The 13675-nt window shown below is 69.4% G+C and carries 12 protein-coding genes; 11 read left to right on the top strand and 1 reads right to left on the bottom strand.

Features of this window, described 5'->3' with window-relative positions:
- Positions 1-13: 13 nt before the first annotated feature.
- The 7 genes from LZ199_RS04235 (at position 14) to LZ199_RS04205 (ending at position 6596) form a co-directional block, all read left to right on the top strand.
- A complete protein-coding gene (locus LZ199_RS04235) occupies positions 14-1234 on the top strand; it encodes a cation:proton antiporter domain-containing protein (protein ID WP_253992344.1) in 1221 nt (406 codons plus the stop codon).
- Positions 1231-2529 (top strand): cation:proton antiporter, encoded by a 1299-nt coding sequence (locus tag LZ199_RS04230; protein WP_253992343.1) that lies wholly within the window; start codon positions 1231-1233, stop codon positions 2527-2529. The genes LZ199_RS04235 and LZ199_RS04230 overlap by 4 nt, the downstream gene beginning before the upstream one ends.
- A gap of 34 nt (positions 2530-2563) precedes the next feature.
- Entirely contained in the window at positions 2564-3175 is a 612-nt protein-coding gene (locus LZ199_RS04225; RefSeq protein WP_253992342.1) for an L-threonylcarbamoyladenylate synthase, read from the top strand.
- A 27-nt stretch (positions 3176-3202) separates the two neighbouring features.
- Positions 3203-4183, top strand: a complete 981-nt coding sequence (locus LZ199_RS04220; RefSeq protein WP_407667162.1) for a hypothetical protein — start codon at positions 3203-3205, stop codon at positions 4181-4183.
- Between the two features lie 67 nt (positions 4184-4250).
- Positions 4251-5180, top strand: a complete 930-nt coding sequence (xerD, locus tag LZ199_RS04215) for a site-specific tyrosine recombinase XerD (RefSeq protein ID WP_253992340.1) — start codon at positions 4251-4253, stop codon at positions 5178-5180.
- A gap of 135 nt (positions 5181-5315) precedes the next feature.
- Positions 5316-5936 carry a Uma2 family endonuclease gene (locus tag LZ199_RS04210; RefSeq protein WP_253992339.1) on the top strand — a complete coding sequence of 207 codons (621 nt, stop codon included), beginning with the start codon at positions 5316-5318 and terminating at the stop codon, positions 5934-5936.
- Between the two features lie 51 nt (positions 5937-5987).
- Positions 5988-6596, top strand: coding sequence for a Uma2 family endonuclease (locus tag LZ199_RS04205; protein ID WP_253992338.1), 609 nt, complete (start codon positions 5988-5990; stop codon positions 6594-6596).
- A gap of 11 nt (positions 6597-6607) precedes the next feature.
- Here the strand turns inward: LZ199_RS04205 and LZ199_RS04200 are convergent, their stop codons facing one another.
- Positions 6608-7792 carry a DUF4388 domain-containing protein gene (locus LZ199_RS04200; RefSeq protein WP_253992337.1) on the bottom strand — a complete coding sequence of 395 codons (1185 nt, stop codon included), beginning with the start codon at positions 7790-7792 and terminating at the stop codon, positions 6608-6610.
- 290 nt (positions 7793-8082) lie between these two features.
- Here LZ199_RS04200 and trpS point away from each other — a divergent pair, with 290 nt between their 5' ends.
- The 4 genes from trpS to LZ199_RS04180 all read left to right on the top strand — a co-directional run bounded on the left by trpS (position 8083) and on the right by LZ199_RS04180 (position 13675).
- Positions 8083-9132 (top strand): tryptophan--tRNA ligase, encoded by a 1050-nt coding sequence (gene trpS / locus LZ199_RS04195; RefSeq protein WP_253992336.1) that lies wholly within the window; start codon positions 8083-8085, stop codon positions 9130-9132.
- 162 nt (positions 9133-9294) lie between these two features.
- Positions 9295-10164, top strand: coding sequence for a segregation and condensation protein A (locus LZ199_RS04190; RefSeq protein ID WP_253992335.1), 870 nt, complete (start codon positions 9295-9297; stop codon positions 10162-10164).
- Positions 10151-11137 carry an SMC-Scp complex subunit ScpB gene (scpB, locus tag LZ199_RS04185; RefSeq protein WP_253992334.1) on the top strand — a complete coding sequence of 329 codons (987 nt, stop codon included), beginning with the start codon at positions 10151-10153 and terminating at the stop codon, positions 11135-11137. The genes LZ199_RS04190 and scpB overlap by 14 nt, the downstream gene beginning before the upstream one ends.
- Positions 11138-11164: 27 nt before the next feature.
- Positions 11165-13675, top strand: a complete 2511-nt coding sequence (locus LZ199_RS04180) for a pseudouridine synthase (RefSeq protein ID WP_253992333.1) — start codon at positions 11165-11167, stop codon at positions 13673-13675.

Here is a 13675-nt window from a genome sequence, read left to right as displayed (position 1 = left end):
GTAAGCAACCCTCGTGCAAGCGCTGCTCGTCTTCCTCGCCATCGCGGCGCTGTCCCTGCTCGCCTCGAGTCCGGCGTTGGATCCAGCGCGCTTCCCGGCGCTGGCGCGGCTGGCGGCGGGGGGCTTCTTGTTCCTGCTCTTCGGCGTGGTGCTGGGCCCGTCGGTGGTGGGGGTGTTGTCCGTGGAGGACCTGTACCTCCTGCGGCCGGCGATGGCGTTGGGGCTGGGCACCGCGGGTGTCATCCTGGGGTTGAACCTGGAGCCCCGGCTGCTGCGGCTGTTGCCCCGGCCGGTGTATTCAGCGGCGCTGGCGCACGCGGGGACGGCGTTCCTCTTCGTGGCGGTGCCGTTGTTCGTGCCCCTGCTGTTGACGTCGCGGCCGTCGTGGCATGCGGCCGTGGGGGCCGCGTCGCTCCTGGGCGCGGCGGCGAGTCTGTCCTCGGGACACTTCGCGGTGCTGGCGTACCGGGGTGGGCGGATGGACCGCGCGCGAGGCCTGGGCGTGGCGCTGCTGACGATGCTGGATGACGCGGTGGGGCTGGTGGTGCTGGCCCTGGCGCTGCTCCTGGGCGCGGCGCCCACCGCGGGCGAGGGGCTGGGGCTGGTGTGCCTGGCGGTGCTGCTGGGCATCCTGTGTGGCGCGCTGCTGGCGTTCCTCACCCACGCGCTGAAGGACCCCGCGGAGCTGACGACGGTGACGCTGGGGATGGTGGCGCTGGTGGGCGGCGCGGCGGCGTACCTGAGGGTGTCCGCGCTGCTGGCGGGCGTGGCGTGCGGGGCGACGCTGGCGCTGGTGGGAGGGCGCACCACGGAGCGGGTGGCGCGGGCGCTGGGCCGGGTGGAGCGGCCGGTGTTCCTGGTGCTGGTGTTCCTGGTCGGCTGCGGCGTGTACACGCGCGACTGGGCGGCGTGGGCGCTAGTGCCGGGCTTCGTGGGACTTCGCTTCCTGGGGAAGGTGGTGGGTGGCACGCTGGCGCAGCGCTTCGCCCGGGGGGTGTTGGAGCTGCCGCCTCGGGTGGGCTACGCGCTGATCGCCCAAGGGGGCCTCGCGCTGTGTCTGGTCGCCGAGTACCAGCTCCTGGTTCCGGGCGGACTGTCTCGCCGCGTGCTGGACGTGGTGGTGGTGGGGGCGGTGGTGAATGAGCTGCTGGCGGGGCAGGCCTTCCGCCAGGTCACCACGCCTTCGGCCCGCGTGCAGCCCGTGCCGCCTCCGGACGTGGGGGTGGCGACATGAAGGGCGCGGTCGTCCGGCTGCTGTTGCTGATGGGGCTGTTGGCCATCATCAGCCGGGCCCAGGTGCTGCGCGCGGACTCGGGCACGCCGGTGACGCTGGCGGCTGGGGCGCTTTTGTTGTGCGGCCTGTTCGCGGGCAAGGTGGCCAAGGGGTTGGGGCTGCCCCGGCTCACGGGCTATCTGCTGGTGGGCGTGGCCGTGGGGCCGTACATGCTCGGCTTCATCCCGGGCGAGGGCGTGAAGGGGCTGGACCTGGTGAAGGGGCTGGCGGTGAGCCTCATCGCGCTGGTGGCGGGCACGGAGCTGCGGCTGGGGCTCATCCGCCGCGTGGGCGCGCGGGTGGCGCTGCTGTGCGCGGCCGTGTGCGGCGTGACGTTCATCGTGTGCTTTGGCGCCACCGTCGCGCTCAAGCCATTGCTGCCCTTCCTGGCGCCCCTGACCCTCCCTCAGGTATTGGCGGTCAGCGCGCTGTTGTCCACGGTGGTGGTGTCGTTCTCGCCCACGGTGACCATCGCCATCGTCCAGGAGACGAGCGCGCGAGGCTCGTTCACCGAGTTCCTGATGGCGCTGGTCATCATCGGCGACCTGTTCGTGATGGTGGCCTTCGCGCTGGCGGCGGGCCTGACGCGAGCGACCTTCGGCGGCGGCCTGGACGTGGCGGGGTTGTTGAGCGGGGTGGGGTGGGAGCTGTTCGGCTCGGTGGCGGTGGGCGGCCTGCTCGCGGTGGTGATGCTCGTCTACATGCGGGGCGTGAAGCAGGAGCTGCCGCTGTTCCTGGTGGGCCTGTCCTTCGCGGCGGCGGAAGGCGGCACGCGGCTGCACCTGTCACCGTTGCTGGTGTCGCTGGCGGCCGGGGCGCTCATCGCCAACCTGGATGAGCGCGAGGGCGAGCGCATCCACCACGCGATTCAGCGGGCGGGCCTGCCGGTGTTCGCGCTCTTCTTCGCGGCGGCGGGCGCGGGGCTGAAGCTGGATGCGCTGGTGACGGTGGGTCCGGCGGCGCTGCTGCTGGTGGTGCTGCGGGGCGGGGCCATCTGGTTCTCCTGCCGACGCTTCGCCCCCTCGGACGACCCGCGCTTGAAGAACTACCTGTGGATGGGACTCATCTCCCAGGCGGGGGTGACGTTTGGCCTGGCGGCGCTGGTGTCGAGGACGTTTCCCTCGTTCGGCCCCCAGGTGGAGGTGCTCATCGTGGCGATGATCACCGCGCACGAATTGGTGGGGCCGGTGCTCACGAGACGTGCACTGACGGCCAGTGGCGAAGTCAGGACGGACGAGGCACAGGGAACCGCGTAGGCTGCCCGCCCACGCAGGAGGCACGAAAGACATCATGGCCGCACCCATCCTCGAGGTGGACATGGAGCACCCCTCAGCGCGCCACATCCAGCGCGCCGTGGAGGTGCTCGAGCGCGGCGGGCTCATCGCCTATCCGACGGACACGTACTACGGCATGGGGTGCGATCTGGGCTCGAAGCGGGCCATCGAGCGGCTCTACCAGCTCAAGGGACGCGACAAGAAGAAGCCCCTGTCCTTCCTGTGCCCGGACCTGTCGGACGTCGCTCGCTACGCCCACGTCAGCAATTTCGCGTACCGAACAATGAAGGGTCTCACCCCTGGTGCGTTTACCTTCATCCTCGAGGCGACGCGATTGGTGCCTGATTTGATGATGAGCCGGCAGAAGCAGGTGGGAATCCGGGTCCCGGATGCCCCCCTGGCCCGCGAGCTGGCTCGCGCGCTGGGGCGCCCTCTGGTGACGACGTCGGTGAACAACACCCAGGGTGAGCCGCTCACGGACGCGCGGGAGATAAAGGAGGAGTTCGGCCATGGGCTGGAGCTCATCCTTGACGGGGGTGTGACGTTGAACGAACCGTCGACAGTGGTTTCACTCATCGGCGATACGCTTGAAATCCTCCGGCAGGGCAAGGGTAGGCTGGAGGACTGAAACTCGAACAAGAAGAGGGGGGCCACCGTGGAATCAGGGGCCGCGGAGCCAGTGCGAACGGACATGCCACAGCACGTCCCTTCGCCAGTGAGGTTGCTATTGCTGCTGTTGTTTCGCCCGGTGGACCTGCACTACAGGCTCCGGGCGGCGGGAATCCTCGCGCCAGGGGGGCGCATCGGCCAGTTGTGGCGGGAGCAGGGTGAGGGTGGACGCGCCGCGGGGCTCTATGTCCGGCGGATGTTGCTGGTGCTGGTGGTGGGCTCGCCCCTGATGACGGGGCTCTTGGGGTTGGGGCTCTACTGCGCCGGCATTCCCCTTCGCGGTGGCTGGGCGGTGTCCGCGTTGTGTTGTTCGGCCGCGGGGCTGGCGCTCGCGCAGGTGTCGGGCCTGGCGGCCGGGGTGATGCTGGGCTCGCTGGCCAGTCTGTCCATGCTGGTGGGGTTGCACGCCACGGCGGCCGGGGCCTTCGGGCCGGTGCTCGGGGGCGGAGCGGGAATCGCGGTGGGGGTGTGTCTGGGCATGGTGTCCGGGCTGTCGGTGGGGAGCATCGCGAGCATCTCCGGAGGTCGAGGTCCCTCCGTGTGGCGGGTGCAGACGGCGGCCATCATCACCAGCGTGGTGCCCATGGTGGTGTGGAGCCGTCAGGCCAATGTGTCCTTCGCGGGCGCGGTGGCGGCGGCGGCGCTGGTGGCCTTCCTGGTGAGCGCGTTCCGGCTGCCGCTGTATGCGCTGGAGGTGCTGGCCTCCGCGGCGGCGTATGCCGTGGAGCGGTGGACGGGGCGTCCGACGCTGCAGTGGGTGCCCGTGCGCCACCACAACCTGAGCTATCTGCCGCACCCGTTCCTGGGCAGGCACCTGGCGCTGGCGGTGCGCTCGCGGCCCGCGGAGGTGCTCGCGGTGGCGGATGCGTGCCTGCGCTCGCCGGGGAACATCCTGGTGGGCTGGCCGTGGGTGGTGCAGGCGCTGGAGCAGGCCTCCACCGAGGGCGCGGGCGGGCCGCGTCCCTGAGTCCGGGGGGGCGTGGCGCGCGGGTCGACAGATTGCCTCCGGGCGGGGCTCCGCTAGCGTGGGGGGCATGGAAGGATTGCTCGACGCGTTCATCGCCTTCATCCGCGCGGAGCGTGGGCTGTCCGGCAAGACGGTGGATGCCTACGCCGCGGACCTCACGGCCTATTTCGAGGACCTGCGCGCGAGGGGCGTGGAGGACGCGACGCGCGTTCGTCAGGAGGACGTGACGGCGCACCTGTCGTCGTTGTCCAGGGGCGGGCTGGGCAAGCGCAGTCAGGCGAGGCACCTGGCCGCGCTCCGGGGCTTCCACCGCTTCCTGGTCGCCGAGCGACTGGCGGACAAGGACCCGACGGAGGACGTGGACACGCCTCGCTCGGCGAAGAAGCTGCCGTCGTTCCTGACGCTGGACGAGGTGGAGCAGCTGCTTGCCGCGCCGGATGAGCGGACGCCGGCGGGGCTGCGCGACAAGGCGATGCTGGAGGTGCTCTACGCCACGGGCCTGCGCGTCAGCGAGCTGTGCGGGCTGGGCGTCAACGACGTGCAGTTGAGCGCGGGCTACCTGGTGGCGAAGGGCAAGGGCGCCAAGGAGCGCGTGGTGCCTCTGGGGCGTGTGGCGGTGGAGAAGACGCAGGAGTACCTGGGCAACTCCCGCCCTGCGATGCTCGGTCGGCGCGAGTCGCGGGCCCTGTTCGTGACACCCCGGGGTTCGGGCTTCACGCGGCAGGGGTTCTGGAAGCTGATCAAGCGGTATGCGCTGAAGGCGGGCATCCTCAAGCCCATCTCCCCCCACAAGCTGCGGCACTCCTTCGCCACGCATCTGGTGGAGCGTGGGGCGGACTTGAGGGCCGTGCAGCAGATGCTCGGGCACGCGGACCTGGCCACCACGCAGATCTACACCCACGTCAACAGCGCTCGCCTGCGCTCCGTCTACGACGAGTTCCATCCGCGCAGCGACGTGTTCGTCCCCAAGCCGAAGAAGCGGAAGACGGCGTCGTAGGTCCACGGATTCCGGGACGTGGCGGGTGGAGTGGACCCGATATGTCAGACCGGGCGTTAGACTGCCTACGTAGCGGGTAGACACCCTCTTGGGTAGGGTGCTACGGATGGAATCCCAGGGGTTCCATCGACGGAGGTGGGCGTGGGGCGGAACAAGGGCAAGAAGCCGGCGACGTACGAGGATATCGAGGCGCTGCCGGTCGGTTGGGTGGGGGAGATTGTCGAAGGCTTGCTGTATGCGTCGCCGCGCCCGGCGATGGCGCATCTGCATGTGGCGTCACGGCTTGGGGCGTTGCTCATGCAGCCCTTCGATTGGGGCCGAGGGGGGCCGGGGGGCTGGTGGTTGCTGAACGAGCCGGAGCTTCATCTGGGGGAGAACGTCGTGGTGCCGGACCTCGCGGCCTGGCGCCGCGAGCGGGTTCCGGAGCCACCCGACCCGGAGACTCCATGGCTCTCGCTGGCTCCCGACTGGATTTGCGAGGTGCTGTCGCCTTCGACGCGAAGCACGGACCGTGTCCGCAAGCTGCCGCTGTACCACCGGAGCGACGTGCGACATGCGTGGCTCATCGACCCGTTGCGGTGTTCCCTCGAAAGCTATCGGAGTGGGAACCGAGGCTGGGAGCGCGTGGGCCTTCATGAGGGGCCCGTCGTGATTCGCGAGGAGCCCTTCGAGGCGGTGCCGCTCGACCTGGGGTTGATCTGGCTGCCACGGCGTGCAGGGAAGGGACACAAGGGGGACGCTGTCATTCTCCCCTGAGGATGCGGTGTCGAGCAGGGGACCTCAGAGGTTCCATCGACGGAGGCGGGCATGGGACAGGGCAAGGGCAGGAAGCCGGCGACGTACGAGGACATCGAAGCGCTGCCGGTGGGGTGGGTGGGGGAGATTGTCGAGGACTTGCTGTATGCGTCGCCACGTCCGGCGGTGAGGCATCTGCACGTGGCATCACGACTCGGGGCATTGCTGGCAATGCCCTTCGAGTTGGGGCCGGGTGGACCGGGTGGCTGGTGGTTCCTGGATGAGCCGGAACTGCACTTCGGGCGAGATGTCCTCGTCCCGGATCTGGCGGGCTGGCGTCGGGAGCGTGTTCCAGAGCCACCGCATGATGTGCCATGGCTGACGCAGGCGCCGGATTGGGTCTGTGAGGTGTTGTCTCCCTCGACGGAGACCCAAGATCGACTCCGCAAGCTGCCCGTCTATCACCGTGAAGGTGTGCGGCATGTGTGGCTCATCGACCCCGTGCGGCGCTCGCTGGAGGTGTATCGCCATGGCTCCGGGGGCTGGGTGCCGGGAGAGCGCTATGAGGGAGACGTCATCGTGCGCGTGGAGCCGTTCGAGGCCGTGGTCCTGGCGCTCGACTTGCTCTGGTTGCCACGTCGTGAGGCGGAGCGCGGGGAGCGCACTCCGTCCTCACGTTGAGTAGGCTCGGCTCAGGGGGCCACGTTGACGACGGGGATTCCGAACGGTTCCGTGCTCGTCCGCCGCGCTTCGGCGGAGGACTCGGCTTCGGGAAGGGGGGCGACATGAATCAGCCCGCTCGCCATCAGCCGGTGCACCGAGCGCGATGCCGCCAGCTCACCCATGGCCGCGGTGCGCAGGGCCTGACGGATGCTCCGGCTGCCGCGCAGCTTCGAGTACAGGTAGAGGTCATCCGCCGTGAGCTGCGACGGGGTGGGGCGGGGAATCGGCTCGAAGACGAGCCGGCCGTCCAGCGCGAACAGCTCGTCGCTCAGGGCCAGCGTCAGGCGCACCTCTGCCTCGCGATACAGCGCGTGGGCCTCGGGCACGGAGCCGCGCTCGAGAATCTGCGCGGCCAGCGCCACCGCGTGGTCGTACTTCCCCGACTCCAGGAAGCGCTTCACCAGGGTCAACAAGTCCGCCAGCTCCGCGGCTTCGCCCACCTTCGGGCCCTTGGCCATCCGGGGAGACAGCGCGCCCCGGCGATACAGGTGGAGGATCCAACGTGCCGCGAACAGCGGGGCCTCCTTCGCTGTCGCCAGCATCTCGCTCAGCGTGGCGCCGCCCGCCGCCAGCTCCAGGAGCTTGTCCTCCTCCTCGGAGAACGTCTCCACCGCGAACTCGCGGAACACCCTGAACGTGGCATCCAGGTGCGGGAAGACATCGCGGAACATCGTCCACTCACGCAGCCGCGTCACCGCGTCCCGGTGGAGACCATTCAGCGAGAGCTTCAGTCCCACGGCGCGGGAGGCAGGGGGCAGCTTCGGCGTGAACTCGACCTCTCCCGACTCCCAGCCGTAGCAGTCGAAGAGGGCCTCGCGCGCCTTGTGCTCCATCGCCTCGATGAGGCGCGGCAGCTCCACGAAGCAGCGCTGCACCAGGAAGGTGCCATACGGCGTGCTGGCACCCTCCGCCGCCTCGAAGGCCGCCGCGGCCCGGGGCGCGTCCAGGATTCGCAGGTTCACCAGCACCTGGGCCAGGTGCTCCCGGGGGTCATTCGAGCTCTCGCCGACGAGGAAGCCGTCCTTCACCTGGAAACAGCGCCGGATGGCGCCTCGCTCCACCCTCAACGTGCCCTCCACTCCGGCACCCGAGAACAGCGGCGGCATCACCATCTGCAGGCGATAGCTGGCGAGACTTCCCTTGAATGACTCCATGCCGGTTCATCCTCCCGAGGTGAGGTTGCTCGCAGGTGAGGCAGTCAGGGTACCGCTCCACCCACCACCACTCAACCGCAAGCCCTTGGAATCCCTCAGGATTTATGTGCGGGTCGGAATTTTTCAGGCTGGGACGCGGCGGGCATTCAGCAGGCAACGGATGCCAGCAGGGCTGAACGGAAGGTTGCAGGGCCGCAGCGGGTGTGCGAACCACCCACGCTCACGCGATACCCGAACACCGATTCAGGTATCTGGACTTTGAACCCCGACTCGCGATTCGGAACCCAGACATGCGGACCCTCTCAGGCGTGCAGTCCTCCGGAAAGCTGCACATCGGCAACTACTACGGCGCCATCCGCCAGTTCGTGCAGCTCCAGGACGTGAGCGAGGCGTACTACTTCATCGCCAACCTGCACGCGCTCACCACGGTGCGAGACGCGAAGCTCGCGCTGGAGCTCACGCGCGAGGCCGCCCTGGCCTATCTGGCGCTCGGGGTGGACCCGAAGAAGGCCGTCCTCTTCCGCCAGAGTGACGTCCGCGAGGTGCTGGAGCTCAACTGGATTCTGGGCACCGTGGTCCCGCACTCGCATCTGGAGCGGGCCCACAGCTACAAGGACAAGGTCGCCCGGGGCATCTCTCCGGACTTCGGCCTCTTCGCCTACCCGGTGCTGATGGCCGCGGACATCCTGCTCTACGGCACGGACACCGTCCCCGTGGGCAAGGATCAGATTCAGCACGTCGAGTTCGCGCGCGACTGGGCCGTGAAGTTCAACACCGAGTACGTGAAGGGCTATGACCCGGCGGACCCCGAGGGCAAGGAGCGCGGGCACACGCCTGGCATCCTCAAGCTGCCCTCCGCCCTCGTGCAGGCGTCCACCCAGACGGTGCCCGGTGTCGACGGCAGGAAGATGTCCAAGTCGTACGGGAACACCATCGACCTGTTCGGCGAAGAGAAGGACATCAAGAAGCGCATCATGTCCATCAAGACGGACTCCACTCCCGTGGAGGCGCCCAAGCCGGTGCCGGGAGCGGAGCGCTCGGCGGACGCGTCCATCGTCAGCGAAGTGCCGCTCTACGACCTGCTCAAGCTGATGCTGCCCGAGTCCGAGTTCGCGGAAGTGGACGCGTCGTGGAGGGCGGGAGGGAAGGGCTACGGGGACTACAAGAAGAAGCTCCTGGAGGCCTACCTGACGACCTTCGGCCCGGCCCGTCGGCGGTACGCCGAGCTGGTGAGCGACCCGGCCGAGCTGGAGCGCATCCTCCAGGACGGGGCGAATCGCGCCCGCCAGGAAGCCTCTGTTTTGATGGACAAGGTTCGCCGCGCGGTGGGCATCCCGTGAGGTCCTGGGCCTGAACGGGTGTTTACCGCCGTTTGTTTGACCCACCTGAAAGCCACTGTTAAGGAGGTGTGTCCCCCGGCTCGCGCTCGAGGCCGGCGGATTTGAGCCCTTGCGTGATGACGAGCCGCCACCGAAAGCCAGAAGGACAGCCAGGTTCCGCCGGTGAGTGACGGCCGTCCCACTTCGGCCGATGAGGGCCACCGCGACGGCGAATTGCCCCTCACCCCGGGCGACGCCTTCCGCGTCGCGCTGCCCAATTTCGAAGGGCCGCTGGACCTGCTGCTCCATCTCATCAAGGAGCATCGGGTCGACATCTTCGACATCCCGCTGGCGCTCATCACCGAGAAGTACCTGGAGCACCTGGAGCGGATGCGGGAGATCAACCTGGACATCGCCGGGGAGTTCCTGGTGATGGCGTCCACGTTGGCCCACTTGAAGAGCCGCATGCTGCTGCCGCGTCAGGACGCGGTGGCCGTGCCCGAGGGCGGCGAGGCCCTGGCAGCGGTGGAGGAGCCGGAGGACCCGCGCGCGGAGCTGGTGCGGCGGCTGCTCGAGTATCAGAAGTACAAGGACGCCGCCGAGCACATGGCCATGCAGGACATCCTCGGCCGAGACGTCTTCGCGCGCAGCGTGCCGGTGGAGGCCGTGCCCATCCCCGAAGAGGAGGTGGGCCTCCAGGAGTTCAGCGTCCTCAAGCTCATCGAGGCGTTGGACCGGGTGCTGGAGCGCCTGCAGCCCAAGGTGCAGCACGAGGTGGTGCGCGAGCGGGTGACGCTCTCGGAGGCCATCCTCCGCATCGCCCAGCGCCTGCACCCCCATGGACAGGTCCTCTTCGAGAGCCTGTTCACCGAGGAAACGACGCCGACGCGCCAGGAAATCGTCATCACCTTCCTGGCCATCCTGGAGATGGTCAAACGCCGGCTCATCCGTGTGGTACAGGACGAGCCGCTCGGCCCCATCCTGTTGTTGCCCAACGGGGACGCCCTGGAGCGCTTGGTCCCCACGGAGGTCGACGAGAGTGACTACCGGTAGGAAAGGCCCCCGTGACTCGGACGAGGAGGTCCCAGTCGCGTCCGGAGGTCCCAGTCCGTTCTCCGAGGAGGAGCTGGCCGCCGTCACCGGGCCCGGGCTGGCGGATGAGCTGGACGAAGTCGAAGCCGCGGCCATCGAGGAGGACCAGGACGGCGTCACGCCGGACCTGGAGACCTCCTTCGAGAAGCTCATCACGAAGAGCCGCAAGCTGTCCACGGACCGCATCCGCACCGTGGTGGAGAGCGTGCTCTTCGTCGCGGAGCGGCCCCTGTCCGTGGACGAGCTGTGGCAGGCCACCGGCATCCAGCAGGAGCTCATCGCCGAGGCCCTCAACCAGCTCTCCGGCGTCCACCGGGACGGCATCAGCGGCATCGTCCTGTACGAAGTGGCGGGGGGCTGGCAGTTCCGCACGGACCCGCACTCGGGCGAGTATGTCCGGCGCTACCTGCGGGTGAAGCCCCAGCGACTCACCCGCGCGGCCGTGGAGACCCTGGCCATCATCGCCTACCGGCAGCCAGTCACCCGGCCGGAGCTGGAGGATATCCGCGGGGTGGATTGCGGCGCCGTCCTCAAGGCGTTGATCGATCGCAAGCTGGTGAAAATCCTGGGCAAACGCGAAGAGGTGGGGCGCCCCATCCTCTATGGGACTACTCGAGAATTCCTGGAGTTCTTCGCCTTGAAGGACCTGTCAGCGCTGCCCACGCTGCGGGAATTCCACGAACTCACGCAGGAGCATCGCGAAATCGTGGAGAAAGAAGTACGACCGGCGCCGGTGGCAGCGGGAACGGTGGAAGCGCTATCGGACCCGGGATTCACGAAGCGGATGGAGAAGAACGCGGCGGCCAGCGAGGCGGCGCTTGAGGACCTGGAACACGCCATCGAGGCGGCTGAGCGGACACAGAAGGCCAGCTCCAGCGTCCTGGACACGCCCCCGAAGCCCGAGACGGGCGCCGAGGGGCCGAAGCCCGAGTGACGGGCAGCAATGGAAGAAGGGGAAGTAATGTCGGCAGAACGACTACAGAAGTACCTGGCCCGCGCGGGAGTTGCTTCGCGCCGGCACGCAGAAGAGCTGATCACCGCGGGCCGAGTGGCCGTGAACAACACGACGGTGACGGAGCTGGGGAGCCGAGTGGAGCCGGGCACGGACCTGGTCTCGGTGGACGGAAAGCTCGTCACCCCCCCTGATGAATCCTCTTACTTCCTGCTCTACAAGCCCGTGGGTGTGGTGACGACGCTGTCGGATCCCCAGGGTCGGCCGACGGTGGCCAACTACCTGGAGGAGACGGGCAAGCGCCTGTTCCCGGTGGGCCGCCTGGACTACGACGCCGAGGGAGCGCTGCTCTTCACGGACGATGGCGCGCTGGCGCACAAGCTGACGCACCCGAGCTTCCAGGTGCCTCGCACGTATCTGGCGAAGGTGAAGGGCGAGCCCGACATCGCCACGCTCGACAAGCTGCGCGGTGGCGTGCGGCTGGAAGACGGCATGGCCACGCCGGTGTCGGTGGGCGTGTTCGAGTCCGCCGAGAAGAACACGTGGTTGAAGATTGTCGTGGCGGAGGGCCGTCCTCACCTCATCAAGCGGCTGTGCGCGGCGGTGGGGCACCCGGTGGTGCGCCTGTTCCGTCCGGCCTACGCGGGGATTGGCGTGGAAGGCTTGCGGCCGGGAGCGCTGCGTGCGCTGAAGAAGGCCGAGGTCGAGCTGCTGAACGACGTGGCCGAGGGCCGTGTCGCGCCTCCGACGGCGGAGCTGCGGCTGCCGCCTCGGCGCCATGGGCGTGCGGCGCCGGGCTTCAATGAGGCGGACGAGGACGAGCTGTCCATGGATGATGACGCTCCCGCGCCTCGGAAGGCGGCGGGTGAGCGTGCGGCTCGCAAGGCTCCGGCGCGTGCCGGGGGCGCGGCGGGGAGTGCGTGGAAGCCCGTGGTGGATGGGGGCTCCGGGCTCGCTCGCTTCGGGCGTGATCGTGGGGCCGCCGCCGAGGGTCGTGGCGCGCGCCGCACGGGTGGCGACGAGGACCGTCCGGCGCGTCGTGCACCGGCGGCTGGGGGCGCTTCGCGCTTCGGTCGTTCGGCCGCGGGTGGCGAGGGTCGCCCCGCGCGCAAGGAGTGGGGCGCGGGTGGTGAGGATTCGCCGCGTTCGCGTGGGCCTCGCGCCGAGGGTGACGCGGGTCGCGGTCCGGCGCGTCGTGCACCGGCGGCTGGAGGCGCTTCGCGCTTCGGTCGTTCGGCCGAGGGCGGCGAGGGTCGTCCCGCGCGCAAGGAGTGGAGCGCGGGTGGGGAGGACAGCCCGCGTCCGCGTCGGAGCGCTGCCGCGGGTGAGGGCCGCCCGGCGCGCAAGGAGTGGAGCGCGGGTGGTGAGTCGAAGCCGCGTTTCGGTGGTGAGGGCAAGCCTCGCTTCGGCGGTGACTCGAAGCCCCGTTTTGGTGGCGAGGGCAAGGGCCGCTTCGGCGACTCGAAGCCGCGCTTCGGCGGTGAGGACAAGCCTCGTTTCGGCGGGGCTTCGAAGCCTCGTTTCGGTGGTGAGGACAAGCCTCGCTTCGGTGGTGAGGACAAGCCGCGCTTCGGCGGGGCCTCGAAGCCGCGCTTCGGTGGTGAGGACAAGCCTCGGTTCGGCGGGGCCTCGAAGCCGCGCTTCGGTGGTGAGGACAAGCCTCGCTTCGGCGGAGCCTCGAAGCCGCGTTTCGGTGGTGAGGGCAAGCCTCGCTTCGGCGGTGCGGGTCGTGGTGATGCCGACGGCGAGAGCCGTCCTCGCTTCGGCGCGGGTGCAGCTCGCGGAGCGGCTCGTCCGGCGCGTGGTGATGCCGACGGTGAGAGCCGTCCTCGCTTCGGTGGCGCTGCCTCGCGTGGCGCGGACCGTGGTGAGTCCGCTGGTGAGGGCCGTCCTCGCTTCGGCGCGGGTGCTTCGCGTGGCGCTGGTGCCGGTGAGGGCAAGCCTCGCTTCGGTGGCGCTGCCTCGCGTGGTGCTGGCCGTGGTGAGTCCGCTGGCGAGGGTCGTCCTCGCTTCGGTGGGGCCGCCTCGCGTGGCGCGGGTGCTGGCGAGGGTCGTCCTCGCTTCGGCGCGGGTGCTTCGCGTGGCGCTGGCGCTGGTGAAGGCCGTCCTCGCTTCGGCGCGGGTGCCGGCGAGGGTCGTCCTCGCTTCGGCGCGGGTGCTTCGCGCGGGGCGGGCCGTCCCGCCTCGGGTGGAGAGGGTCGTCCTGCTCGCCGCGAGTGGAGCGGGGGAGACAAGGGCGCTCCGCGGGGTCGCTCCGATCGCAAGCCTCGTGACTCGGAAGGCCGCGCGCCTCGGGGTCGCAGCGGCGGCTTCGGCGCGAAGCCGGGCGGCAAGGGTCCTCGGGGAGCGGGCGGCCGGTCGGAAGAGCGCGCCTGGAAGCCCTACGACGCCAAGGGTGCCCCCCGTGAGCGGGTCGTCCGCGGCGGCTCCCGGGGCCTCGCCCCCGAAGGCGCCCGCAAGTCCGAGGGGTTCAAGGGACGGGCGGGCTCACCTTCCAAGGGTCCTCGCCGGCCTTACTGA

This window comes from Myxococcus qinghaiensis (genome assembly GCF_024198215.1).
Lineage (GTDB): Bacteria > Myxococcota > Myxococcia > Myxococcales > Myxococcaceae > Myxococcus > Myxococcus qinghaiensis.
This window is presented reverse-complemented; position numbering and strand designations above follow the sequence as displayed.

Excerpts from the sequence above, each read along its gene's own strand:
- LZ199_RS04230 (WP_253992343.1), top strand. The coding sequence starts at position 1,231 with ATGAAGGGCGCGGTCGTCCGGCTGCTGTTGCTGATGGGGCTGTTGGCC.
- LZ199_RS04225 (WP_253992342.1), top strand. The coding sequence starts at position 2,564 with ATGGCCGCACCCATCCTCGAGGTGGACATGGAGCACCCCTCAGCGCGC.
- xerD (WP_253992340.1), top strand. The coding sequence starts at position 4,251 with ATGGAAGGATTGCTCGACGCGTTCATCGCCTTCATCCGCGCGGAGCGT.
- LZ199_RS04205 (WP_253992338.1), top strand. The coding sequence starts at position 5,988 with ATGGGACAGGGCAAGGGCAGGAAGCCGGCGACGTACGAGGACATCGAA.
- LZ199_RS04200 (WP_253992337.1), bottom strand. The coding sequence starts at position 7,792 with ATGGAGTCATTCAAGGGAAGTCTCGCCAGCTATCGCCTGCAGATGGTG.
- trpS (WP_253992336.1), top strand. The coding sequence starts at position 8,083 with ATGCGGACCCTCTCAGGCGTGCAGTCCTCCGGAAAGCTGCACATCGGC.
- LZ199_RS04180 (WP_253992333.1), top strand. The coding sequence starts at position 11,165 with ATGTCGGCAGAACGACTACAGAAGTACCTGGCCCGCGCGGGAGTTGCT.